Below are 25,901 nucleotides of genomic sequence, written 5' to 3'. Positions count from 1 at the left end.
ATCATGCTTGTATTTTTTGATACGTTTTGTGTCCTTTTATTGCGCTTTTAAAAATGGTTTTCAGGTTCTTTATTTTTACTTTCTTATGCTTTAAATCAAAAAACATTTTTAAGAAAATCCAAAAAATATATTTTTTTCCGAAAATCCTCGTAAACATTGCTCCGCTAATAAAATACCTTTCTGCAATATCTTTTTTATTTGAAGAAGTTAGATCATCATGCACGACAATTATTTCAGGTTGAAAAACAAGCTGTTTTCCATCCTTCTTTAAATCGGATAAAAAAACGGCTTCCTCTCCCATTTCAAAGATTCCGCCTAAACCAAAATTTTCATCAAATTTATGTTTTCCATAATCAATATGAAATTTATTTAATGTCAATTCTATAGAACTCGTGTTCAAAATATCAAAAACATTTAATCTGTCTTTCGAATTAACCCCAGATGCATTTAAAGGTTTTTGATTTGATTTTAAAGCATAAAACTTTATCGCTGTGGCATCAGGATATTTTTTATAAGCATCAATTATTTTTGAAACAAATCCTTTCTGAAACACTACATCATCATCTGAAATTAAAAGAATTTTTCCGATTGCATTTTCTAATGCTAAGTTTCGGCTTTTAGAAAGTCCTTTTTCAAGTGAATTTATAACTCTTATATTAGGATAACTCGAGCTAAGTTTGGTTTCATTTTGAATCTGATTGATTATTAATATCGAAATTTTCGTGTAATCCAAAAACGGAAACATCGGAACTAAAAAGTCCAACGAATCTCTGTTCATTGTCGAAATTAGTATTTCCAAATCCTTTTCTTCAAACAAAATATTCATTTTTCAATTTTATTAAACAATCATAGTATCCCAATTCTTATTTTTGAATCTTGAAATTCATTTTAAAATCGATCATTTCCTATGCACAATCTGCCTTTAGTAACTGTTATTTGCTTGTGTTACAATCACGAAAAGTTTGTAATTGAAGCATTAACTTCTATTGTAAATCAAACTTACAAAAATATTGAGATTATAGTGGCAGATGATTTTAGTAATGATTCTTCTGTAAAAAAAATTAAGGAATGGCACGAAAACTTTCCTCACATTCAGCTTCTAATTAATGAAAGCAATATAGGCAATACCAAAACCTTTAACAAGGCATTAAAATTATCAAATGGCGATTTCATTATTGATTTGGCTGCAGATGATGTGCTATTGGCTAATTGTGTCGAAAAACAGATAAACACTTTCCTAAATTCTAAAATGGATCGACTTGGAATAGTTTATGGAAATGCGGAAATTATCTCTGAAAATAAAACGCATCTAAACTATTATTATAAAGTTGATGCTGATAAAAAAGCAATCGTAAAACCAGCTTCTGGAGACATTTACAAGGCTATTTTAAGTCAAAACAGCATGATTTGTTCTATTAGTTCGATGACAAAAAAAGAAGTATTAAAAGAGCTAAATGGTTACGATGAAAATTTAGCTTACGAAGATTTAGACATTTGGATTAGAGCTTCAAGAAACTATAATTTTGAATTTATTGATGCTGTTTTAGTTCAGAAAAGAGATGTTCCCAATTCTTTAGGAAATATATTTTATAAAAGATTTAACTCTAAAACCAAAAAGATAAATCGATCTAGCTATCTCGTTATAAAAAAAGCAATTGCCTTAAACCAAACAAAAGAAGAAAATAAAGCGCTTTTAAAAAGACTGCATTTTGAAATGGAGAAAGCCTATAGAACTTTGGATATTTTGCTTTTTATAAAATATATTCCTTTAGAATTAAAATTGCGTTTTAGTTAATTCCTTTTTTAAAAAATCGTTTACAATCATCGAACATTTCTCTGCACCTACATTATGCAAATGATCTGCATCGTAAAAATCATCATTAGAAAAACGAGAATCATTGAATAGATTCAAATAAAAAGTGTTCGAATTCATTTTTTGCAAAAGTAAAGCACTTTCAAAAATCTTATTCAATTTTTCTTTTTTCACCTTTGCTGCATAATTTTTTGACACCGGCATTGTTACCAAGATCACTTGAATTCCTTTGCTTTTACATTTTTCAATAATCAATTCAATAGCGGTGATATTTTCTGTAAAATCAATTAAATTGTCTTCATGCCTCTTGATTGTTATTAATGCGCTTTTCTCTAAATTTCCAACTCTGCTTTGCTTCGTATAATTTGTACCGAAACCACTTTTATTACACTCTACAATGGTTTTCTCAAAAAAATAACGTGAAACTAACTGAAGATTGGAACTAAAACTCTTTGTTCCTGAAATAAACCAACTATTAAGATCAAAACTGTTTATTATAGGAACTTCCAAGTCCATATAATGTTGATAATAATATTTCCTCCATATATCTTCATGGGTGTTTTTCAACTGGCTTAAACTTGTATATTCTATAGTTAAAATAATATATTTAAGTTTCTTAAATTTATCAATATGCTTATCAATTAAAAGTTTATCGAAATATAGTGATTGGCTAATATTAGATAAATTAAATGTTGTCTTATCAAAAAAAACTGGATTTAATCCGTAAAAAGAATGAGAATTTCCAAAAATCAAAACCTCTGCATTTTGATAGTTTGCCACACAATTTTCATTTTTCACAGTGTAATTGTTTGGTGTTACTCGGTAAAAAACTTCAATTAATAAAAGCACCAATACAATTGGAAATAAAAAAATAAAGGTGTGTCGAATAAAATTTCTCATTTAAAAGAAAATAAATAAGATTATTAAGAAAAAAAATGCAAAACTAATGTATTGAAAAGCATAATTGGTCAATTAAAATAAACTCTTCTTAAAATAAACAGATAATACAAGCAAATAAATAAAATTTTCCAGTGCATACCCTATTACGACTCCTTCAATTCCGTAGATTTTAACAAAATACAGACAAAAGAAATACAAAATCGCAAATGAAAACAACTCGGTAAAAATAAACGCTGAAGTCATTTTTTTGGCAAAAAACTGATAGCCTAAAATAAGCGAAGCAACTTTAAAAATATCTCCTAGAAGCTGCCAGAAAAACAAATCAGTTACGGGTAAAAACTCTTTTGTAAATAGTAGCCGAATGATAAAAAATCTCGAAAAAAAAATTATGGCTAATCCTAAAATGAAAACAGGCAAAATAAATTTATAATACTCAAAAAATATATTTTTAGTTTCTAAATTACTTTGAGCTTTAGACAATTTTGGTAGAAAATAAACACTCAAAATAGTACTTATAAACATTAGATAATAGGACGAGATTCTAGTCATGGATTCCCAATATCCAGCTTGTTCGAATCCTAAATTATGAATAATATGGTTCCGAATTGCAAGCAATACAAAAGGGCCTAAAACAGACGAAACAAGCGTCATTAAAGAATAAGACGAAAGGTTTCTTAAAATTTTAAAATTGAATGAATCCAATCTTACAATTCGAAACAATGAAATCTCTCTCTGAACCAAATAAAAAGTAGCAAAAAACAACAAAGCCGGTGCAATTACAATAGCTAACAAAGCTCCTGCAGTTTTGAATTTTAAAATCAGAAAAATGGAAGTCAGCAAACCAATGATATTTCCAATGATATTGATCCAAATTACTTTTTTGAATTTACCCAAGCCATTAATTACAGCAATTAAGAAAACAGAAAAACCATACGTTGGCAAAACCAGCGCTAAAACCTTAAAAACAATTAAATATTCGGTGTTATTTCCAAAGATTTTTTGGTTCCAATAAGATGCTGTAAAAAATAAAAATCCGCTTAGCAAAAGCGCAACACATAATAAAGTAATAAAAACTGTAGAAACTATTTTTCGACGTTCGGCTGTACCTTTTTCGTTTTCAGCCACATATTTTACAATTCCGTTTTGAAAACCTAAAATTGAAATATTTTCTATTGAAGTTAAAAAATTACGAAGATTTCCAACCAAAGCCATTCCGCTTGGTCCAACAAAAATCGCTAATATTTTAGAAGTAATTAATCCGATTCCGATTTTTAAGACAACACTAAAACTGTTTAAAGAGGCAATCTTAAACAAACTTGTTTGAATTATTTTTCTATAGAAATTCAATTAGTATTGATTTAAAATTTCTATAATAAAATCAACCTCAGCCTCCGTCAAAATTGGGCTCATTGGCAAACTCAAAATTTCCTGATGAATTTTCTCTGTAATAGGGAAAGACATATTATTCCAGCCTAAAAAAGCTTTTTGTTTGTGAGGCGGAATTGGATAATGTATAACCGTTTGAATATTATTTTGAGCTAAATATTCTTGTAAATCTGTTCTATTTTCTGTTCGAATGACAAACAAATGAAAAACGTGATTATCGGAGAAATCCCAAAACGGAAGTGTCATTTTATCATTTTTAATTTCTGCTAAATATCGTTTTGCAACTGCTCTTCTTTTCTCATTATCTGAATCTAAATTGGGAAGTTTCAGATTTAAAAAACCTGCTTGCAATTCGTCCAGTCTCGAATTTACGCCAATATACTCGTTGTGATATTTCTTTTCTGAACCATAATTTCGAAGCGAATAAAGTGCTTTTGCCAATTCAGAATCATTTGTGGTAATTGCTCCACCATCGCCCAAACAGCCAAGGTTTTTTCCTGGGTAAAAACTGTAGGCGATTGTTGATTTTAGATTGTCGATTTTAGATTTCAGATTTTCACTCGCTTGGAATTTTGAATTTTGATTTTGGAGTTTAAAACTTTCAGCCCCATGAGCTTGTGCTGCGTCTTCTACAATTATCAAATCATTTTGAACCGCAATTTCATTTATTTTCTCCATTTCAGCTAATTGTCCGTATAAATGAACAACTAAAATGGCTTTGGTTTTTGGAGTGATTTTCTCCTGAATTAAATCTGGATTTATGTTGTAGGTTTCCAATCTTGGTTCTACTAAAACAGGAACTAAATCAGCTTGTAAAATAGCTAAAATACTCGCGATATACGTATTTGCAGGAACAATTACCTCATCGCCTTTTTGGAGTTTTCCGAGTTCGATGTAACCTTTAAAAATAAGAACCAAAGCATCAAAACCATTTCCTACTCCAATGCAATGTTTAGAATGGCAATATTCGGCGAAAGCCTTTTCAAATGTTTCCACTTCTTTGCCTAAAATATACCAGCCGTTTTCTAAAACCGATTTCAGTTTTTCCTGAAAAGCAGTTTCATACGGTTCGTTTATTTTTTTTAGATCTAAAAATGGTATCACTTTATTTCAATTTTATAAAAATCCTGATTGTAAACTGAACAGCCTAATTCTTCTTTTTGGTTTAAAAGTCCTTTATTATAACCTGACTCATTTGTTTCGTTAACAGTTCCCATATCAAAGAAATGTTTTCCTTTTCTTTTGTATTTATGAATCAGATTGATGAATAAAAAGTCCAATGCTCTAAATTCTTCTCCTGCTTTTGAAGTCGCACCGTACTGTGATTTAACTACATTTTTGGTTTCAAAAATGGTTATTCCAGCAATAATTTCGTCATTTCTGTAAGCAGAGTATTGTTTGATATTTTGAGGAAATTTAGACTTCAAAAGCTCCATTTCTTTTTTGGAATGAACTGGTTTTGCATCAAATTTTTCCAACAATCTTGGCTCTAAAACTTTCTCCCAAAACGGATCAAAATTTTCTTCTTCAAAAATATCTAAATCAAGATTTTCAATTCGTCTGAAGTGTTTCATCTTACTTTTCGAAATCTTCAACGGAATTGTCAAATTAACCGCCAAATTCATTTCTTTATGTTCTAAAACCGCTCCTCTTTTCATTAGAAAAAAGTCCATTGCTTTATTACCTTCCAAAAAATAAAAATCTGGAATTGGTTTATAATAAAAGGCTTCAAATTGATTTTCTTTCAAAAAAAGTAAAATTTCATCCAAAATCGATTCTACTTTTTCTGCTTTCAATTTCGACAAAAACACCAATCCACCATAAGTCAGACCTTGATGAGAATACAACGAATTTCCTTTTTTATTGGCTGGAAGAATGGCGCGCAGTTTTTCTTCTTCAAAAACTAAAAGCGAAAAATCTTCGAAACGATCTTTGTGGTATTCCATAAAATCGCGATGAAATAAAAAGGTAGCATTTTTAGCCTGAGCGACAAAATCGTTCCAAGCTGAATAATCTTCTTGAGTGTATTTTCTAATAGTATATTTCATGCTACATATGATCAAATGCCTTTAAATGCCATTTGTATTTAACTGCCATTAATCGAATTACAATAATTACAAGAGAGGTAACCAGATATAAAATATCATCGTTTAAATTGAGTTGTCGTAATCCAAAAAATACCATTCCTCCAAAAATACAGATTGTTGCATAGATTTCTTCTCGAAAAACGTTTGGAATTTCGTTGCACAAAATATCACGAATTACACCGCCAAAGCAAGCTGTCATGGTTCCTAAAGCGATACAAATTGCTGGGTGAAGCCCTGTTAGAATTCCTCTCTCAAGTCCTATTAAAGTAAAAACTCCGAGCCCGATTGTATCGAAAAGAAACAATGAGGTTCGAAGTTTATCAAATCTTTTTCTGAAAATAATGGCTAGAAAAAATCCTAAAATGATCACATATACGTATTGCATGTCACGCATCCAACCTACAGGAGTTCTTCCGATTAAGACATCACGAAGCGTTCCGCCTCCAACCGCAGTAACAAATGCAATGATAAACACTCCAAACGGATCTAGTTTTTTGTGCATTGCTGTTAAGGCGCCAGACATAGCAAACGCCATTGTCCCAATAATATCAAGTAGGTGAAACATTTTTTTTTCTTAAGTTACAAAGATGCAAAGGGTCAAAGTTACAAAGTTGTAAGGAATAATTTTAGCAAATCTAACTCAAGAAATACTTATTATTTTTTTACGTAAATCGGACTTCTTTTCAATAAATATGAGATAGAATCCATCCAGCCGTCTTTTAGCGCTAGCAAAGGTTTACGCGTTTGAGAATAGATTTTATCTGTGTTTCTGTACATGTCAAAATAAACCGTGTAGTAGTAATACGTCTGATTGTTTGCGGTTGTTGTCGAGATGTCGTTTGTTGTAACTTTTTTATTGTTGTCGCTCACTTTTGCATTTCCGCTGTTATAAGTTGTAGCTGTAGTCCCGGTTCCAATTGTATAAGAAACTTTTGCAGCAACAATATTATCAACTCCCAATATTTTTTCAAGATCTTGTATTGGCGTTTCGTCAATATTATTGTGGTCAATTCCTGCTTTGTGCAATAAGCTGTTTGTTGTTCTTAAATCCTGAACTGTCAACGGAAAAATATTAGCAGATTTATCTAACAACTTGTTGTACAAATCGTTTTGAGCAAATTTTGCCATATCTTCAGAACCTTGCTGATTGTCTGCATTTACATAAGGAATTGGCAATACTGCAATTGTATTATGTTGCATATCTGCACTTACAATGCTTGGAGATGATGTGTTTTGAGCTGTTGTACTTGTACTCGGAGAGACATCAAAAGTTTGAGATCTTCCGCTTGCAAAATCGATTCTAGCAATCTGCGAAACGTCTAATGAGATCTGCATGGTTTCGCCTGGAAGCGAATATTCTACGGTTTTATCAGACATTTTAGAAATTGTACATTCTATAATCTGATAATCTCTTTTTATAATTTTATCTAATTTTTTTCCGCTTTGAGCAAAACTTACGCAAGCAGACAACAATACGAACAGTACCACTAAGGTTTTTACATTTTTCATTTGTTTAAAATTTTACGAATTAATTATCTATATATAAATTTACGAAGAAATTTTAAAAAATTATCAATAAAACTTAAAAAACACAATTAATTATTCAAAGAAAAAAAATCACATGTTTTGCGTATAGAAATTATAATCTTTTAAAATTACTCGTATAAAATCGCTATTATTTCCTGATTGATTTTTGATGCCTGTTACACTTTCAATTTTTGCCACTAATTTGTAAATAACCTCATGATCGTTTTTAGACGCTGCCTTTTGAAAAGTTTCTTTTATAATACGCATATCATTGTCTGAAAGCTTAATTACCAACGGATAAGTCGGAACATAAGATTCTCCGATTTCTTCTAAAATGGTATGGCTGATATTAATTCTGTTCTTCAACGTAATCACTGCTGTTCCTGCCGCCATATCGCCCAATCGTTGTGATTTCTGACTAGTAATAACCGAAATAAGTCCTGGAAGTCCAAAAAAAGTAAAAAAGTCAATTACTCTAAAAAACCAGCGAATTAAATAATCTCCAAAACCGGCTTGATAACCGTCAATTTTTACAACTTTAATTTTCAATAATTTTTTACCAAGTGACTGTCCTTCAAAAACACTTTCTAAAACCAATGAGTAAACTATAACTGGCGAATAAAGCATTAAAAAAATGGCACCTTGTGACCAGTTATCCAAATTGGTCATCAATCGTTCTAGTCTTAACCAATCAAAAATAACGATAGAAACTACTGTTATATAACAGATTACTATAAACAAATCAATAAAAAAAGCTCCTAGTCTTTCACCAACAGAAGCGGCAATAAAATTTATTTTGACATTTTGTGTCGTATTAATAGATAATTCTGACATATTTCATATTTTAGCCTACAATGAGAGAAATCGCCTTTATAAAACAAAACAGAGAAAAATGGCTCGAGTTTGAGCTGGCAATTTTTGGTAAAGCTAAAAAAAATCCTGATGAATTAGCTAATTTGTACATTCAAATGATGAATGATTTATCTTACGCCCAAACGTATTATCCTAAAAGCAAAACGGTTGTGTATCTGAATCATCTTGCTTCTCAGATTTATCAAAAAATTTATAAAACCAAACGCACAGACCAAAATCGAGTTGTAGATTTCTTTAAAATCGAAGTGCCTTTATTGGTTTACGAATACAAAAGGTATTTGGCTTATGCTTTTGTTTTGTTTTTTATTACGGTTTCAATTGGAGTTCTTTCCGCACGTTACGATCGTGATTTTGTACGTCTGATTTTAGGCGACGATTACGTCAATATGACTTTAGAAAACATCAAAAAAGGCAATCCAATGGCTGTATATGGTTCGGGAAGCAATTGGGGAAGTTTTATTGGCATTACGGTAAATAACCTTTTTGTGGGTGCTAAATGTTATTTCTACGGAATTTTTGCTGGAATCGGAACTTTCAATGTCTTTCTTCAAAACTGCATTATGTTGGGTTCTTTTCAGTATTTTTTCTACGAACAAGGCGTTTTCTGGAAAAGCGTTCGAGGAATCTGGATTCATGGTTCGATGGAGATTTTCGCGATTGTAATCGAAACAACTGCCGGATTTATTCTTGGAGCTTCTATCCTATTTCCTAAAACTTTTTCAAGATTAAATTCCTTTAAAATTGGTTTCAAAAACAGTTTCAAAATATTCTTAAGCACTTTTCCTTTCACGATAAGTGCCGGATTTTTAGAAGGTTTTATTACACGATATTCTATTGATATGCCCAATTGGCTAAGCAGTTTTATTATCTTGTTTACACTTGCAATAATTTCGTTTTATTACTTGATATACCCTTTTATTGTACACAAAAAATTTCATTCTTTAACCGCCGAAAAACTTTAAGACCAAGTAATGACAAGATTATTATTTATTTTATCTTTTCTTTTGTGCTGCGGTATTTCTAAAGCTCAGGACACTATTGTTCCAACTATAGATCCTCCAAAAATTACTGCAATTAAATATACAGAAAAAGACATTCAAGTAGATTCTAGAAACGTTGAACCCAAACATTTCGAAAAGAATTTCAAGAAAAAATATACCGATAAAGAATTTGTCTACGAATACAAAGCTCCTGAAAAAAACTGGTGGGACCATTTTAAGCATTGGCTGGCAAGACTAATCTTTAATTTATTCAATTTCAGCAGTGTAAAAACATCGCTAAATTTTGTTGGCATTTTGTTCAGAATAATTGCTGTTTTGGTCGTTATTATTCTGATTTACTTTATTGTAAGAGCTTTAGCCAAACAAGAAGGAAGATGGATTTTTGGAAAAAATGCAAAAAAAACCTTGTTTTATTCTGATGCTGAGAAAAACATTCATCTTTTAGATTTTGAAAAACTTATTAAGGAAAGTATCGAAGCTGGCGAAAGAAGAATTGCAATTCGATATTATTATTTATGGCTTTTAAAAGTAATGGCGCAGAATAATTATATTGAATGGGATATCGAAAAAACCAATTCTGATTATTTGTACGAATTGCACAATCCTGCTCATAAAGAAGAGTTTACGTATCTTTCTTATTTGTACAATTATATTTGGTACGGCGAATTTGAAATTGACGATACAACCTTCAGAAAGACTGAAAACAGATTTAAAAAAGCATTAAAAACCTTTGGCAATGGATAATAAAGTTAAAATATACATTGCTATTCTGGTTTTAATTTTCGGAATAACATTATTAGTAGACAAAGGTCAGCCAAAACCTATTGACTGGACTCCGACGTACTCTGTTGACGATAAAATTCCTTTCGCATTATACGTTTTTGATCATGAAGCAGATGCTCTTTTTAAACAAAAAGTAGAACGAATTTCGACACAAACTCCATACGAATATTTGGATTCTCAATATGATGCGAGAGAAAATGTAGAAACCTATAGAATTAAAGGCACTTTCGTTAATATTTCTGAAGCTAATAATATTGACGAACAGTCGATGAAAGAGATTTTATATTTTGTTTCTCACGGAAATAATGCTTTTCTAAGCATGAGGGCATTTCCGAAAGTATTGTTAGACTCTTTAAAAATCGAATTGAAAACTGATTTCATGCCAATTGACAGCGTTTCTGTTTGGATGGCAAATAAAAAAGTAAGTTCAAAAAAACATATTCTGAATACAGGATTAAGTGATTATTTTTCAAAAATAGATACTTTAAACACCACAGTTTTAGGCTACCAAAACAGCGCTAAAAACAAAAAGCAGATTAATTTTATTGAAGTTCCTTATAAAAATGGTTATCTCTACCTGCACACGCAGCCTGTAGCTTTTACCAATTATAATCTGCTGAAAAAAGATCACTATCAGTATACTGAAAATTTGGTTTCGTATATTTCGAAAGGAAATGTCTATTGGTACAATAAAAGCTTTAATGACCAACGAATTTCAAGTTCTCCATTGCGATATATCTGGAGTCAGCCTGCTTTAAAATCGGCTTGGTATTTAGGTTTAATTGGAATTCTTATTTTCATGATTTTCAATGCAAAAAGAAAACAACGCATTGTTCCAATTATAAAACCGTTGCAGAATTCAACTGTAGAATTTACCAAAACCGTTGGAAATTTATATTATCAAGAAGGCGATCACACCAATATTATTGATAAAAAGATTATTTACTTTTTAGAAAAAATAAGAACAGATTATTTGCTTGACACAACCAAACTCGATGACGATTTTATAACCAAATTGCATTATAAAACAGGAAAAGACGAAAATGATATTCGCGACTTGGTTCGATTAATTAATGATCACCGAAATAGTTATCATGGAAGTCTTGAAGAAGATCTTCTAAAAATAAATACAGCGATAGAAAAGATTTTACATTAAAATCTAAACGAAATTTAAAAAGAAAAATAGACCAAATTATGGACGACATCAATACAACATCAAGCGAAATCACAAACGAAAATGTGAATTTTGAAACAAGACTTAATCTTACGCCTCTTTTAGAACACGTAAACACGATTAAAAAAGAGATCGAAACGGTAATCGTTGGACAACACAAAATGGTTGACCAGCTTTTGGTAGCTATTTTATCAAACGGTCACGTTCTTTTGGAAGGTGTTCCTGGAGTTGCCAAAACAATTACCGCTAAATTATTGGCTAAAACTTTAAATATTGGTTTCAGCAGAATTCAGTTTACGCCAGATTTAATGCCTTCTGATATTTTAGGAACTTCTATTTTCAATTTAAAAAACTCTGAATTTGAATTCAAAAAAGGACCGATTTTCTCTAATTTAATTTTAATTGATGAGATCAACCGTGCTCCAGCAAAAACACAAGCTGCACTTTTTGAAGTTATGGAAGAACGCCAAATTACAATTGACGGTTCTGCATATCAGTTAGAAGCTCCGTTTTTGGTAATTGCGACCCAAAACCCTATTGAGCAAGAAGGAACATATCGTTTGCCTGAAGCGCAATTGGACCGTTTTCTTTTTAAAATTACAATCGATTATCCAAAATTGAATGAAGAGATTTTAATTATCCAAAGAGAGCATTCTTTACAAGATCACGGAAAATTAGATGCTATCAAAACAATTCTTTCTGCTGAAGAAATCAAACAATATCAAGGTTTGGTAAAACAAATTAGAGTAGAACAAAATCTATTAGAATACATTGCTAGAATCGTGGTAAATACGCGTGAAAATGCCTTTTTATATTTAGGAGCTTCGCCTCGTGCTTCGATCGCTATTTTGAATGCTTCGAAAGGTTTTGCTGCAATCCGCGGACGCGATTTTGTTACGCCAGAAGATATTAAAGAAGCTGCAATTCCAGTTTTACAGCACCGTGTTATTGTTGCGCCAGAACGCGAAATGGAAGGAATTACAAGTTCTGAAATCATTAAACAAATTATTGAAACGGTAGAAATTCCAAGGTAATTATTAATTGTGAATGTGAATGGTGGACAAACTCCAAACTTTGCAAACGCCTTGTCACCCTGAGCGAAGTCGAAGGAAAAAACTTGAAACCTTAAACTTGAAACAATAAAAACGAGAAAAAAACATTGAAAACATCTAAACTTCTTATATCATTCTCTCTCCTATTATTGATTGTTTTTCAATCTGCAAATGCTGTTGTCTTAAAAAACAAAAAAGATTCTTTTTATTTTAAAAATGACAAACAGGAGATTGACGCTTTAGTAAAGAAATTGTACGAATGGGTAGAAACGAAAAATAGCAACAATGATTTCAATCCGATTGCGAATAAAAAAGGAGACAAATACATTGGTTTAGATTTAAATGCCCATAAAAAAAGGCTGGAAGAACTGAAGAAAACCAATTTCTTTTCGCAACAATTTTTAGACAATTACAATAAAATTGCTTTAAAAATAGATTCTAATCTTAAAACTAAAAAGATTGAATGGTTTGAAGGCGAATTACCTCCTTTTGGAAATGGCGCTAATCCGTGGTGCAGTTGCCAGGACAATCCAGATAATTATTGGAAAACAATGACTGTAAACCATTTGAAAGTTGAAAACAACAATGCTTCTTTTGATTGGACTTGGTCATGGAAAGGCGATTTTAAATATAAAGTGAAAACGGTTAAAGAAAACGGAGTTTGGAAAATAGCATCTCTGGAAGGCTTTAATTTTGATGACTTCACTAAAATTTATTAGAAAATATAAAACTAAGAAAACTTGAAATTCATAAAAAGTCTGTATCTGAACAATTTCTTTTTCTATGTGCTTATCGGCATTATAGGATTGTTTATCTGTGCCTTTATTTTTCCGAATATGTATAATGCAGTTTGGCTGCTTGTTTTAGGTTTAGGCACTTTTTTAGGTCTCGATATTATGCTTTTATATTTAGCTCGAACTGGACTTGAAGCAGAAAGAATTACACCCGAAAAATTATCAAACGGAGATTTAAATCCAATTACAATCAATCTGAAAAATCATTATACTTTTCCAATTTCGGTTAAGATTATTGATGAAATTCCGTTTCAATTTCAGATTCGTGATTTTAAAATTGTAAAAACGATAAAAGCCGCTTCGCAAAAAGAAATTGGTTATGATCTTCGTCCGACAGAACGCGGAGAATACCATTTCGGCTCTTTAAATATTTATGTTTCTTCACCTTTAAGGCTTATTTCGAGAAGATTTTCTTTCGATAATAATCAAATGGTGCCAACATATCCTTCTTACATTCAATTAAGAAAATACGATTTGATTGCTTTTTCGAATAATTTATTTCAATACGGAATCAAAAAAATACGCCGAATTGGCCATACCATGGAATTCGAGCAAATTAAAGAATATGTTCAAGGCGACGATTTAAGAACGCTGAACTGGAAAGCGACCGCAAAAAGAAACTCTTTAATGGTCAATCAGTTTCAGGACGAAAAATCGCAATCGGTTTATATGGCAATCGACAAAGGGCGCGTAATGCAAATGCCTTTTGACGGATTAAGTTTGTTGGATTATGCGATTAATTCTTCTTTGGTTTTGTCCAATGTCATTTTGAAAAAACAAGATAAAGCTGGACTTTTTTCTTTTTCTAAAAAAGTAGAAAATCGCGTTTTTGCAGAAAGAAGAGGTTCTCAAATGCAGAAAATATTAGAATCTTTATACAACGTAAAAACCGATTTCTTCGAAAGCGATTACAGCAGATTGTATGTTGATATTAAGAAAAACATCAATCAGAGAAGTTTAATTATTCTGTACACGAATTTCGAAACAATGGATGGTTTAAATCGTCAATTACCTTATTTAAAAGGAATTGCGAAGAGTCATTTATTAGTCGTAGTTTTCTTTAGCAATACAGAATTAAACAGCATCATCAATAAAAAAACAACTACAATTCAAGAAGTTTACGACAAAGTGATCGCGGAGAAATTCATGTTCGAAAAGCGATTAATCGTAAACGAATTGAAGAAATACGGAATTCATTCGGTTCTAACGCAGCCCGAAAACCTGACTTTGGATGCGATCAATAAATATTTGGAGATTAAATCTAGAGGGATTTTGTAGCAACCTTAATCTGTTAACTTATGGTTATTTTATAGATTGACTTCACTGTTATAGCTATTATTAAATTAGTTTTGAAAGAAAATAACAATCTGATTATAACTTAAAAACAGATCAAAATGAAAAAAGCAATTCTACTTCTGTTCGTCTTACTAAGCATTCAATCTCAAGCCCAAAAAACAGAAAACATTATCATTATTACGACAGATGGTTTCAGATGGCAAGAACTTTTTAAAGGAGTAGATGCTGCAATTGCTAACGACAAAAAATTCAATCAAGGAGACAGCGCTTACATTTACAAAAAATACAGCAGTCCAGACATCAAGGAATCTCGTAAAAAACTAATGCCTTTTTTCTGGTCTGAAATCGCTTCGAAAGGTCAGATTTACGGAAATAGAGATTTAGGAAATAAAGTTGATGTTGCCAATCCGTATTGGTTTAGTTATCCTGGATATAGCGAAATCATGACTGGAAATGTGGATCTAAAAGTCAATTCAAATGGCTACAAACCAAATCCGAATGTGAATGTTTTAGAGTTTTTAAATCAACAATCTAAACTAAAAGGGAAAGTTGCCGCATTTGGCGCTTGGGATGCTTTTGATCGAATTTTAAATGAAGAAAGAAGCGGTTTCCCTGTCATTTCTGCTTTTGATAAAGTGGGCGGAAACAAACCAACAGCCTCTCAAAAATTGTTGAATGAAATGCGCGATAATTCGTTTAAACCTTTTCATGAAGATGAATGTTTAGACGTTTTCACCCATTATCAAGCATTAGACGAATTAAAAACTAAAAAGCCAAAAGTTCTATACATTGCATACGGAGAAACGGATGAATGGGCACATCACGGAGATTACAGATCGTATCTTGATGCAGCTAATCAAGTAGACAAATGGATTCAAGAAATCTGGAATTTTGTCCAAAATGATCCTCAATACAAAAACAAAACAACTCTATTTATCACAACAGATCACGGACGTGGCGACAAAGTAAAATCAAAATGGACAGATCACGGTTCTGATGTTGCAGGCGCTTCTGAAATTTGGTTTGCTACAATGGGACCAGAAATTGCTCCAAAAGGCGAAATCAAAACAAATGCTCAGTTCTATCAGAAACAGTTTGCTCAAACTATAGCAAAATTTCTAGGCCATACTTTCAAAACAGATCATCCAGTTGACGAAGAGGTAAAAGAAGTTTTTGAGAAATAGTTTCTTTTGCCACGAATTTCACTAATTGACACAAATTATAATTGCGTGAAATCAAAAAAGAAATTCGTGAAAATTCGTGAAATTCGTGGCAGAAAAACTTTCTAAGCAAATCGACAAGGTTTTAAAAACCTTGCAGGAAGAAAAAAACTCTGTAACTTTGTGCCTTTGCAACTTTGAGTCTTAAAAAAATGAAACAAATTACTTCAATTCAAAATCCGTATATCAAATCTTTGGTTTTACTTCAAGAAAAAGCCAAAGCCAGAAAACAAACTGGAACATTTTTGATTGAAGGTTTAAGAGAAATTTCATTAGCAATAAAAGGCGGTTACGAAATCGAAACGGTTTTGTTTTTACCCGAACTAGTTTCTGAATCAGAAATCAATAAACTGATTCAAAATCCTTTTCAAATTATCGAAATCAATAAAGAGGTTTACCAAAAATTAGCGTATCGTGACACTACAGAAGGAATTTTAGCGGTAGCGAAAAGCAAATCTTTAAAATTATCGGATCTAAAATTATCTGATAATCCGTTAATTATGGTTGTCGAATCTCTAGAAAAACCAGGAAATATTGGGGCTGTTTTACGTACAGCAGATGCCGCGAATTTGGATGCGGTTTTAATTGCTAATCCGAAAAGCGATTTATACAATCCGAATATTGTGCGTTCTAGTGTTGGCTGTTTGTTTACCAACCAAATTGCAACGGGAACGACTTCAGAAATTATTTCGTTTTTAAAAGAAAAAAAGATCAATTTCTACAGCGCAACTTTACAAAATTCAACTTCATATCATACACAAAACTTCACTACTCCAACCGCTTTGGTTGTTGGTACAGAAGCAACGGGTTTAACTCAGGAATGGCGTGATGCTGCAACGCAAAACATCATAATTCCGATGCAAGGTGAAATCGACAGCATGAACGTTTCTGTTGCTGCTGCGATTTTAATTTTTGAAGCGAAACGTCAGCGTGGATTCTAAGATTCTCATTTAAAACTTTACATACTTTGTGAGCTTCGACTCCGCTCAGCCTGACAATTATTTTCTTGTCTGGCTGAGCGGAGTCGAAGTCCCATTCCTACAGGAAAAAATCTAAAATCTAAAATCTAAAATCACCAATCCTCCCCCTTGCGTATGTTCAAACTAATTCTTATTTTTAGTACTTGAACTATGCCGTTATGACAGAAATAGATATTGAAAAAGAAAACAAAGCTATTGCGCAGGAATACAAAGAATTACTACGAATAAGTTACCAAACTTTAAGTCCAGCTGACAAAAAATTAATTCGAAAAGCTTTTGATGTTGCCGTTGATGCTCACAAAGAGCAGAGACGTAAATCGGGCGAAGCGTATATCTTTCATCCTATTGCAGTTGCAAAAATTGTTGCCTCAGAAATTGGTCTGGGTGCGACCTCTATCGCCGCGGCCTTATTGCACGATGTTGTTGAAGACACTCCTGTAACTGTTGAAGAAATTGAGCGTTTGTTCAATCCGAAGGTAGCACAGCTTGTTGAAGGTTTAACCAAGATTTCATTAGTTCAAAAAGATTTGAATGCTTCTATGCAGGCTGAGAATTTCAGAAAAATGATTCTGACATTGAACGATGATGTTCGTGTAATTCTGATCAAATTGGCCGATCGTTTGCATAATATGCAGACTATGGATTCGATGGCGGAATACAAACAAACCAAAATCGCTTCTGAAACTCTTTACATTTACGCTCCTCTAGCCCACCGTTTGGGACTTTATAACATTAAAACCAAACTTGAAGATTTAGGATTAAAATATACAGAACCAGCTATTTACAACGACATTGTAAGTAAAATTCGTGAAACAAAAGAAGAACAAGACGCTTACATCAAAGATATTTCTGATGTTTTAAAGAAATCTTTGGATACAGAAGGCGTAGATTATATCATTAAAGGACGACCAAAATCTATTTATTCTATTCGTCGAAAAATGCGTGCGCAAAACGTAACTTTTGATGAAGTTTATGATAAGTTTGCTCTTAGAATTGTATACAAAGCCGATCCGCATGAAGAAAAATTCATTGCTTGGAAAATATATTCTATCGTAACCGATCATTATCGTCCAAGTCCGAGCCGTTTACGTGATTGGATTTCATCACCAAAATCAACTGGTTATGAAGCACTTCACATTACTGTAATGGGACCAAAAGGTCGTTGGGTTGAAGTTCAGGTTCGAAGTGAACGTATGGACGAAATCGCTGAAAAAGGTTATGCTGCACATTACAAATATAAAAACGGCGCAACAGAAGAAAGCGGCCTAGATGTCTGGTTAAATCTACTTCGCGAAGCTTTAGAAAATCCAGAAACGAATGCGGTTGATTTTGTAGAAGATTTTAAAATGAATTTATATTCTAAAGAAATCTTCGTCTTTACTCCAAAAGGAGAAATTAAATCGTTGCCAAAAGGCGCTACTTCTCTTGACTTTGCTTTCAGTATTCACTCTGAAATTGGAATTAAAACTCGTGGAACCCGTGTTAATGGACGATTAGTTCCTTTAAATTACGAATTAAAAAGTGGTGATCAAGTCGAAGTTATTACTTCTGCAAACCAGAAACCGACTGTTAACTGGTTGGAATATGTAACGACTTCGAGAGCTAAAAATAAAATTAAAAACGTTCTTAACGAGAACACTAAAAAAATTGCTGAAGAAGGAAAAGAATTACTTGTTAGAAAATTAAAACATTTAAAAGTTACATTTAACGAACAGGTTACAAACGAGTTAGTTAATTTCTTTAAACTAAAAACAAGTTTAGATTTATTTTACAGAGTTGGAATTGGTGCTATTGAAAATCAGCAGTTAAAGGATTATGCGGCGCAGAAAAGCAATTCTTTTATCAATTTCTTCAAAAATAAAATTAAACGAACAAAAGATACTGCAGATGAGGATATTCATAAACCAGTCATTAGCAGTAATTATGACATGCTGGTTTTTGGAACAGAGCATGACAAATTAGATTATAAACTTTCACAATGCTGTAACCCAATTCCTGGTGATGATGTTTTTGGTTTTGTAACGATTAACGAAGGAATCAAAGTGCATAAAAAAGATTGTCCGAACGCAATCGGAATGCAGTCGAATTATGCTTATAGAATCATGAGTGCCAAATGGATTGATTCTTCTCAAGAGGAGTTTAAAGCCATTATTAATATTACCGGAATGGATGTTTTAGGACTTACAAACCAATTGACGAAAGTAATTTCAAACAATATGAGCGTAAATATTCAAAGTATTTCGCTTAGTACTGATGCTGGAATTTTCCACGGACAAGTTGCGGTAATTGTTAAAAACAATACGATTTTGAAGAAAATGATTAGCGCCATCAAGAAAATTGACGGAGTTGATAAGGTTACTAGAGAGTATAGAACTTAAAATAATTCATAAACATTAATTATGGAAAACGAATCCTTAGAAATTCCCAAAGTAGAATTTGATGAAAATGGAGAGCTTTTAATTACGGCTTCTGAATCTTCATCTAAAGATGATTTTGATTTTTTCCAAGGAAAATCTGTTATTCGCAACAGAAAATTAAAATCCAGATTAACGAATTGCGATGAGTGGATCGAATTTCCATCCACACAGGAAATGTACAAGATCCTAAACGGAATTGGAAACATTGATAATTTTCTTGCCACTTTTGATGGAGAACCATTTGAAGGCATGACAGTGAGATTATTTAATCCGATAACAAAATTGTGGAGCATTTATTGGTCTGATTCTAACACAGGAACATTAGACAAACCTGTGGTTGGTTCATTTGAAAATAAGGTTGGACATTTTTTTTCTAAAGATGTTTTTGAAGAAAAACCCGTTATTCAAGTATTCCGATGGGATGCACGAGACGAGAAGAATCCGATCTGGAGCCAAGCAATGTCTGATGACAAAGGAAAAACTTGGGAATGGAACTGGTACATGTATATGTCGAAATAAAGTTACCATTGTTAGTTTTATCCTAAATTAAAAAAATTATGTTAATTAAGCCGAATTAGGCTTTCAAAATATTTTTGACGTAAAAGCCTGTGTTTAGTGCATTATTACTAATCAAAAACATGTTTAAACGTTAAACTTTAAACCCGAAACTTTTATTCATTAAAAATAAAAAATTATCTTTGCCGGATATGACACTTATTTCAACTGACAACACTAAGAATCAAGAAATTGTAAAAAATGTTTTTACACTATATCTTGAGCAAAAAGGGCATCGCAAAACTCCTGAGCGTTATGCTATACTTCAGGAAATTTACGATAGCGAGGAGCATTTTGATATAGAAAACCTTTATATCAAGATGAAAAACAAAAACTATCGTGTGAGTAGAGCTACTTTATACAACACGATCGAGTTATTGTTGGACTGCGCTTTGGTTAGAAAACATCAATTTGGACAAAATCAGGCTTACTACGAAAAATCATATTTTGATAAACAGCACGATCACATCATTATGACAGATTCTGGTGAGGTAATCGAATTTTGTGATCCAAGAATTCAAACCATCAAAAAGACTATCGAAGAAATTTTTGATATCGAAATCACAAATCACTCGCTTTATTTCTACGGAAACAAAAAGCAAAACTCAAATTCATAATCTTTTAGATTAGACTTTTCAAAAAAATTAAAAAAAGAAAATTAACTACATAATCAGTAGGGCAACTTAGATTGTCTCAACGCAAATTAAAACAGAATGACCGTAGATTTATTACTAGGATTACAATGGGGAGATGAAGGTAAAGGAAAAATTGTAGACGTACTTACCTCAAATTACGATATTATTGCACGTTTCCAAGGAGGACCAAATGCAGGACATACGCTAGAATTTGACGGAATTAAACACGTACTAAGAACAATTCCTTCTGGAATTTTTCACAAAAATTCAGTAAATATCATCGGAAATGGAGTTGTAATTGATCCTGTAGTTTTCCAAAAAGAAATCGAAGGTTTAGAGAAATTCAACCTTGATATCAAAAGCAAATTAATTATCTCTAGAAAAGCACACTTAATTTTACCAACGCACCGTTTGCTTGACGCAGCTTCTGAAGCTTCTAAAGGAAAAGCAAAAATCGGTTCTACTCTTAAAGGAATTGGACCAACTTACATGGACAAAACTGGTAGAAATGGTTTACGTGTTGGAGATATCGAATTAGAAGATTTTAAAGAGCGTTACAGAGCTTTAGCAGACAAGCATGAGGCAATGATTGCTTTCTATGATGTTGCTATTCAATATAATTTAGCTGAATTAGAAAAAGAATTCTTTGAAGCTATTGAAGAACTTAAAAAATTAGATTTCATTGACAGTGAAGAATACATGCACCAAGCACAAAAAGCAGGTAAATCTATTCTTTGCGAAGGTGCTCAAGGATCTTTATTAGATGTTGATTTTGGAACTTATCCTTTCGTAACTTCATCAAATACTACTGCTGCTGGAGCTTGTACAGGTTTAGGAATTGCTCCTAACAAAATCAAAGAAGTTTACGGAATTTTCAAAGCCTATGTTACACGTGTAGGTAGCGGACCTTTCCCAACTGAACTTTTTGACGAAGTTGGTGCTACAATGGCTAAAGTGGGTAATGAATTTGGTTCTGTAACAGGAAGACAAAGACGTTGCGGATGGTTAGACTTAGTAGCTTTAAAATATGCCGTTCAAGTAAATGGAGTTACTCAGTTAATGATGATGAAAGGTGATGTACTTTCTGGTTTTGAAACTTTAAAAGTTTGTACTGAGTACAACTACAAAGGTCAAAACATTTCTCACTTCCCTTACAACATTGAACCAGAAAACGTTACTCCGGTTTACAAAGAATTTAAAGGATGGAAACAAGATCTAACTGGTTTAACAACTTACGATCAGTTGCCAATTGAGCTAAAAGAATATATTGAGTTTATTGAAAAAGAAATCGAAGTGCCAATCAAAATCGTATCGGTTGGACCAGATAGAAAACAAACAATAACAAAATAATACATTTTAAACGCTCTGATAATCAGAGCGTTTTTTTTTTGAAGAATTAGTTTTATGAGAAAAAATCCAGAAATCGAAATAACAGAAACTAAATTATTATCTGATAATTGGTATGTGTTAAACAAAGTAACTTTTAATTATAAAAAAGAAAATCAACCTGTAGAGTCACACATTCGTGAAGTTTACGATCGCGGAAACGGCGCTGCAATTCTATTGTACAATTCGGATAAAAAAACGGTTATCTTAACGAGACAATTCCGTTTACCGACTTATTTGAACGGAAATAAAACCGGAATGATGATTGAAGCTTGCGCAGGACTTTTGGATAAAGAAAATGCAGAACAAGCTATAATACGCGAAACAGAAGAAGAAACGGGTTATCGTTTAAGTAAAGTTCAGAAAGTTCTTGAAACGTACATGTCACCAGGTTCTGTAACAGAAATTCTATATCTTTTTGTTGGTGAATACGATGAAAGTCTAAAAGTTAGCGAAGGCGGCGGATTGGATGCTGAACAAGAAAATATTGAAGTTTTAGAATTCACTTTTGATGAAGCTTACGCCATGATTGAATCAAGAGAAATTACAGATGCCAAAACAATTATGTTGTTACAGCATGCTAAAATAAAAGGATTGATTTAGAAGTTTTTTGAGTATTTTAGAATCCTATTTTAATTAAACCTCAAATCGATTAACTTATGGGATTATTTGACATTTTTAAGAAAAAAGAAACGCCTGAACCAAAAAATGAAAAAGGTGCCTTGCTTGCAATGCCACTATTTATTAACAACGACAGTTACAATATAGACAGTGTAATTCAAAATCTAAAAAATTTCTGGGGATTATCTATTATAAATTTTTCAGGAGATAATAATTCAGCTGTTTTTACAGTAAATAATGAATTAGCGACTGTATTTTTTATACCAGGACAAATTCCGGGCGATGAAGTGTCAACAAGTATTCAATATGCATACAACTGGCATACAGCAGAAGAAGATTTAAAAAACTATACTGGACATGCAGTCGTTTCTGTTATGTCTGCACAAGGAAGTCAAGTAGAAAGATATACCCTTTTGAGCAAACTATTATGCGCTATACTTTCTACTTCAAATTCAATAGGCGTGCATCAAGCAAAACAGACTTTGCTGATCCCTAGAAATCAATACTTGGAAAATATTGATGACTTACAGCAAGGAAAATCTCCTGTTCATTTGTGGATTTATATTGGCATTAAAACTTCTGAGCAAGGAAACTACATGTATACCTATGGATTACCTGAATTTGAGAAACAAGAAATGGAAGTCCAAAAATCTCCTCAAGATCTTGCAGAACTTTTTAATTTCTTTAGCAACATTATATCGTACGTAATTAACAATGATGTTACATTACGAAATGGAGAAACTTTAGGATATACGGAAGACCAAAAAATAAAAATTACAGCTTCGCAAGGAATGTTTGTAGAAGGTCAAACTTTGAGATTAGAAATCTAACCTACATCTGCTAAAACTATTATGCTATTACATCGTGCCAAAATAAAAGGATTGATTTAAAAGTTTTTTGAGTATTTTAGATTAACAAAATCATCTAAAATGCTCAAATCTAAAATAGTACTGATTTTACTCTTGCCACTATTCGTTTTTTCGCAAAACGAAAAATGGCCAGCAGAAAAACTCAAACAAGATTTAATCTTATTTAGAGAAATACGAGAAAAAGCCAATTCGGGACTTTATAAATACAGAACAAAACAGCAGATTGACAGTATTTATTCTTGGGCATTTTCACAAATAAAAGAACCAAAAGAGCTTATTGAATTTTACAAAATAGTGCTGCAGATTACCGATTTTGAAGGAAGTCTGCACAACGACACCACACTTCCTGATGATTTTGAAAAGAAATATTCATCAGGAAATGTTTTTTTTCCGTATCCCGTAAAACTTATCGAGAATCGATTGCTTCTTAATTTTGAAAATCCTGAAATTCCTTTGGGTTCTCAAATTCACAGCATTAACGGAATCGAAACCAAAAAATTGCTTTCTACTCTCTACAAATATTACACAACTGACGGTTATAACATTACAGGGAAATCAATTGGAATTGGAAGTTCTTTTGCTAAATACTTTCAAATGGAATATGGTCCTCAAAAAAGCTTTTTAGTCGAATATTCACTTCCAAATCAAACGCAAAAACTGACTAAAACTATTGCTTCCGTTTCAAATGAAATTCGAAAAGAAAACTTTAAAAACCGATTTTCTTTGCCAATTGACAGTTTGCAATACAATCGCGCGAAAGACAAATATTCGTTTAAGATAATTTCTGCAAAAACAGCGCTTTTTTCTGTTCACACATTTGTGATTGGACGAAATGCCAAAGACAAACAACATATTGCTTATAAAAAATATTTAGATAGCTGTTTTCAATATCTTTCTAACCATTCAGAAATTCAGAATTTGATTGTTGATGTTAGAAACAATGGCGGTGGAACCGACCCGAATGATATTGTGACTTTCTCTTATTTGACACAAAAAGTTTATCGCGAAAATGCCTCAGCTTATGTGAATTTTCAAAAAATACCATTTCCTAAATATTTGGTTTACGAAGAAACTGATGCTAAAAAACAGAAGGAAGAACGAAAAGATTTTGAAGATGAAATAATAGAAGAATTTCCAAAACTCATTAATGAAAAATATCTTCAGGATAAAAAATTCAATCAAATACTACAGCCAGACAAGAACAGTTTTAAAGGACAGATTTATATGCTTATTAGTCCGCGAATTGCTTCTGCCGGGTCATTGTTTGCTTCTCTTGTAGCCGGAAATACTAATGCAATTGTAATTGGCGAAGAAACTATGGGCGGATATTACGGTCACAATGGCCACACCCCTATCGAATACGAATTACCAAACACCAAAATTAAAACGCAATTTTCTATCGTAAATCTAGACCAAGACGTTCCTAAAAAAGCGAATCAATTTTTTGGAAGAGGCGTAATTCCAGATCACGAAATCTTACAGACCTTTAAGGATTTTATGCAGAATCGAGATACACAATTTGAATATACATTGAAACTAATAGAACAAAAATAAAATGAAATTAAAAAAAAGTAGATTATTAAAAATCCTATTATTTCTATTTGTATCGATGAACATAATTGCATTCTTTCATACTTATAAGTTCACTCATTTTAAAGATAATAAATCTGAAAAAACTCAAAGTCCTGAAAAACTATCTTCTTTTGAAAAAGTAAAGACTTTATTCTTAGGAGTTAACAACCCTAAACCAGCGAATTCAAAATATCCTTCTCAGAAATACAAAATCCTAAAACTGAAAAGTAATAAAGAAATAGAATGTTGGTTAATTCGGAGACCAGAATCAAAAGGCACAGTGATTTTATTTCACGGTTATGGTTCTGAAAAATCATCTTTAATTGAGCGATCTGATATATTTCAAAAATTAGGATACAATACGATGTTAGTTGATTTTATGGGAAGCGGCAACTCCGAAGGAAATCAAACAACAATTGGCTTTAAAGAAGCTGAAGAAGTAAAAACTTGCTTTGATTATATAGCTTCAAACGGAGAAAAAAACATTTATTTGTTTGGAAGTTCTATGGGAGCTGTAGCCATAATGAAATGTATTAATGACAATCAAATTGATCCAAAAGGGATTATTATTGAATGTCCCTTTGGATCAATGTATAAAACTGTATGTGCTAGATTTAAAAAAATGAATGCTCCAACATTTCCTATGGCTGGAATTTTATTATTCTGGGGTGGTTTACAAAATGGATTTTGGGGATTCAACCACAACCCGTCAGATTATGCGAAAAATATACAATGTCCAACTCTTCTTCTTTATGGAGAAAAAGATAAAAGTGTTAGTCAACAAGAAACGCATGAAATATATCGTAATTTAAATGGGCCAAAACAGCTAAAGATTTATAAAAATACTGGACATGAAAATTATTTAAAAAAAAATAAAACGCAGTGGATTAATGATGTAAAAGATTTTATAAAATGAAAATCCCGAAACCAATTCCAAAAATTATATAACCCTTTTCAGCT

Annotated in this window: 25 protein-coding genes; 17 read left to right on the top strand and 8 right to left on the bottom strand. The window is 32.0% G+C overall.

Going from position 1 to position 25,901, the window contains the following annotated elements; translation table 11 throughout:
• Window position 1 precedes the first annotated feature (1 nt).
• The gene (locus ACE01P_RS14390) at window positions 2-826 is read right to left on the bottom strand and encodes a glycosyltransferase family 2 protein (protein WP_379698996.1); all 825 of its coding nucleotides are present in this window, start codon (window positions 824-826) and stop codon (window positions 2-4) included.
• Window positions 827-907: 81 nt separating this feature from the next.
• Between ACE01P_RS14390 and ACE01P_RS14385 the strand changes: the two genes are divergently transcribed.
• On the top strand, window positions 908-1,795 hold the full coding sequence (locus ACE01P_RS14385) for a glycosyltransferase family 2 protein (RefSeq protein WP_379698994.1): 888 nt from the start codon (window positions 908-910) through the stop codon (window positions 1,793-1,795).
• Here the strand turns inward: ACE01P_RS14385 and ACE01P_RS14380 are convergent.
• From ACE01P_RS14380 to ACE01P_RS14350, 7 genes are all read right to left on the bottom strand, one after another.
• Window positions 1,775-2,611, bottom strand: a complete 837-nt coding sequence (locus tag ACE01P_RS14380) for a hypothetical protein (protein WP_379698992.1) — start codon at window positions 2,609-2,611, stop codon at window positions 1,775-1,777. The two genes, ACE01P_RS14385 and ACE01P_RS14380, sit on opposite strands and share 21 nt — an antisense overlap.
• Window positions 2,612-2,785: 174 nt before the next feature.
• The gene (locus tag ACE01P_RS14375) at window positions 2,786-4,060 is read right to left on the bottom strand and encodes an O-antigen translocase (protein ID WP_379698990.1); all 1,275 of its coding nucleotides are present in this window, start codon (window positions 4,058-4,060) and stop codon (window positions 2,786-2,788) included.
• The gene (locus tag ACE01P_RS14370; RefSeq protein ID WP_379698988.1) at window positions 4,061-5,203 is read right to left on the bottom strand and encodes a DegT/DnrJ/EryC1/StrS family aminotransferase; all 1,143 of its coding nucleotides are present in this window, start codon (window positions 5,201-5,203) and stop codon (window positions 4,061-4,063) included. It abuts the gene before it with no gap.
• Complete coding sequence (locus ACE01P_RS14365; protein WP_379698986.1) at window positions 5,200-6,147, bottom strand: FemAB family protein; 948 nt, start codon at window positions 6,145-6,147, stop codon at window positions 5,200-5,202. Before ACE01P_RS14365 ends, ACE01P_RS14370 begins: the two co-directional genes overlap by 4 nt.
• Window position 6,148: 1 nt before the next feature.
• The gene (locus tag ACE01P_RS14360; RefSeq protein WP_379698984.1) at window positions 6,149-6,751 is read right to left on the bottom strand and encodes a trimeric intracellular cation channel family protein; all 603 of its coding nucleotides are present in this window, start codon (window positions 6,749-6,751) and stop codon (window positions 6,149-6,151) included.
• 89 nt (window positions 6,752-6,840) lie between these two features.
• On the bottom strand, window positions 6,841-7,695 hold the full coding sequence (locus ACE01P_RS14355; protein ID WP_379698982.1) for a hypothetical protein: 855 nt from the start codon (window positions 7,693-7,695) through the stop codon (window positions 6,841-6,843).
• A 108-nt stretch (window positions 7,696-7,803) separates the two neighbouring features.
• Window positions 7,804-8,547 carry an RDD family protein gene (locus ACE01P_RS14350; protein WP_379698980.1) on the bottom strand — a complete coding sequence of 248 codons (744 nt, stop codon included), beginning with the start codon at window positions 8,545-8,547 and terminating at the stop codon, window positions 7,804-7,806.
• Window positions 8,548-8,567: 20 nt separating this feature from the next.
• On the opposite strand from ACE01P_RS14350, the gene ACE01P_RS14345 reads away from it, so the two are divergent.
• From ACE01P_RS14345 to ACE01P_RS14270, 16 genes are all read left to right on the top strand, one after another.
• Window positions 8,568-9,548, top strand: a complete 981-nt coding sequence (locus ACE01P_RS14345; protein ID WP_379698978.1) for a stage II sporulation protein M — start codon at window positions 8,568-8,570, stop codon at window positions 9,546-9,548.
• Window positions 9,549-9,557: 9 nt separating this feature from the next.
• Window positions 9,558-10,331 (top strand): DUF4129 domain-containing protein, encoded by a 774-nt coding sequence (locus tag ACE01P_RS14340; RefSeq protein ID WP_379698976.1) that lies wholly within the window; start codon window positions 9,558-9,560, stop codon window positions 10,329-10,331.
• Window positions 10,324-11,526: a DUF4350 domain-containing protein gene (locus tag ACE01P_RS14335; protein ID WP_379698974.1), complete on the top strand. Its 1,203-nt coding sequence runs from the start codon at window positions 10,324-10,326 to the stop codon at window positions 11,524-11,526. Before ACE01P_RS14340 ends, ACE01P_RS14335 begins: the two co-directional genes overlap by 8 nt.
• Window positions 11,527-11,564: 38 nt before the next feature.
• Window positions 11,565-12,578, top strand: a complete 1,014-nt coding sequence (locus ACE01P_RS14330) for an AAA family ATPase (RefSeq protein ID WP_379698972.1) — start codon at window positions 11,565-11,567, stop codon at window positions 12,576-12,578.
• Window positions 12,579-12,703: 125 nt separating this feature from the next.
• Window positions 12,704-13,315 carry a hypothetical protein gene (locus ACE01P_RS14325; RefSeq protein WP_379698970.1) on the top strand — a complete coding sequence of 204 codons (612 nt, stop codon included), beginning with the start codon at window positions 12,704-12,706 and terminating at the stop codon, window positions 13,313-13,315.
• Between the two features lie 21 nt (window positions 13,316-13,336).
• Window positions 13,337-14,668, top strand: a complete 1,332-nt coding sequence (locus tag ACE01P_RS14320; protein WP_379698968.1) for a DUF58 domain-containing protein — start codon at window positions 13,337-13,339, stop codon at window positions 14,666-14,668.
• 116 nt (window positions 14,669-14,784) lie between these two features.
• Window positions 14,785-15,870 carry a phosphoglyceromutase gene (locus tag ACE01P_RS14315; protein WP_379698966.1) on the top strand — a complete coding sequence of 362 codons (1,086 nt, stop codon included), beginning with the start codon at window positions 14,785-14,787 and terminating at the stop codon, window positions 15,868-15,870.
• A gap of 188 nt (window positions 15,871-16,058) precedes the next feature.
• On the top strand, window positions 16,059-16,847 hold the full coding sequence (locus tag ACE01P_RS14310; RefSeq protein ID WP_379698964.1) for a TrmH family RNA methyltransferase: 789 nt from the start codon (window positions 16,059-16,061) through the stop codon (window positions 16,845-16,847).
• Between the two features lie 197 nt (window positions 16,848-17,044).
• Complete coding sequence (locus ACE01P_RS14305; RefSeq protein WP_379698962.1) at window positions 17,045-19,264, top strand: RelA/SpoT family protein; 2,220 nt, start codon at window positions 17,045-17,047, stop codon at window positions 19,262-19,264.
• A gap of 21 nt (window positions 19,265-19,285) precedes the next feature.
• Window positions 19,286-19,822 carry a hypothetical protein gene (locus ACE01P_RS14300; protein WP_379698960.1) on the top strand — a complete coding sequence of 179 codons (537 nt, stop codon included), beginning with the start codon at window positions 19,286-19,288 and terminating at the stop codon, window positions 19,820-19,822.
• A 188-nt stretch (window positions 19,823-20,010) separates the two neighbouring features.
• A complete protein-coding gene (locus ACE01P_RS14295) occupies window positions 20,011-20,475 on the top strand; it encodes a Fur family transcriptional regulator (RefSeq protein WP_008462215.1) in 465 nt (154 codons plus the stop codon).
• A gap of 96 nt (window positions 20,476-20,571) precedes the next feature.
• Entirely contained in the window at window positions 20,572-21,843 is a 1,272-nt protein-coding gene (locus ACE01P_RS14290) for an adenylosuccinate synthase (protein ID WP_198856865.1), read from the top strand.
• Window positions 21,844-21,897: 54 nt separating this feature from the next.
• Window positions 21,898-22,482, top strand: a complete 585-nt coding sequence (locus ACE01P_RS14285) for an NUDIX domain-containing protein (protein ID WP_379698958.1) — start codon at window positions 21,898-21,900, stop codon at window positions 22,480-22,482.
• Window positions 22,483-22,538: 56 nt separating this feature from the next.
• A complete protein-coding gene (locus ACE01P_RS14280) occupies window positions 22,539-23,330 on the top strand; it encodes a DUF4261 domain-containing protein (RefSeq protein WP_379698956.1) in 792 nt (263 codons plus the stop codon).
• A 99-nt stretch (window positions 23,331-23,429) separates the two neighbouring features.
• Entirely contained in the window at window positions 23,430-24,923 is a 1,494-nt protein-coding gene (locus tag ACE01P_RS14275) for a S41 family peptidase (protein WP_379698954.1), read from the top strand.
• A 1-nt stretch (window position 24,924) separates the two neighbouring features.
• Window positions 24,925-25,857 carry an alpha/beta hydrolase gene (locus ACE01P_RS14270; protein ID WP_379698952.1) on the top strand — a complete coding sequence of 311 codons (933 nt, stop codon included), beginning with the start codon at window positions 24,925-24,927 and terminating at the stop codon, window positions 25,855-25,857.
• Window positions 25,858-25,901 lie beyond the last annotated feature (44 nt).

This window comes from Flavobacterium sp. HJSW_4 (assembly GCF_042436695.1).
Classification (GTDB): Bacteria; Bacteroidota; Bacteroidia; order Flavobacteriales; family Flavobacteriaceae; genus Flavobacterium.
This window is presented reverse-complemented; position numbering and strand designations above follow the sequence as displayed.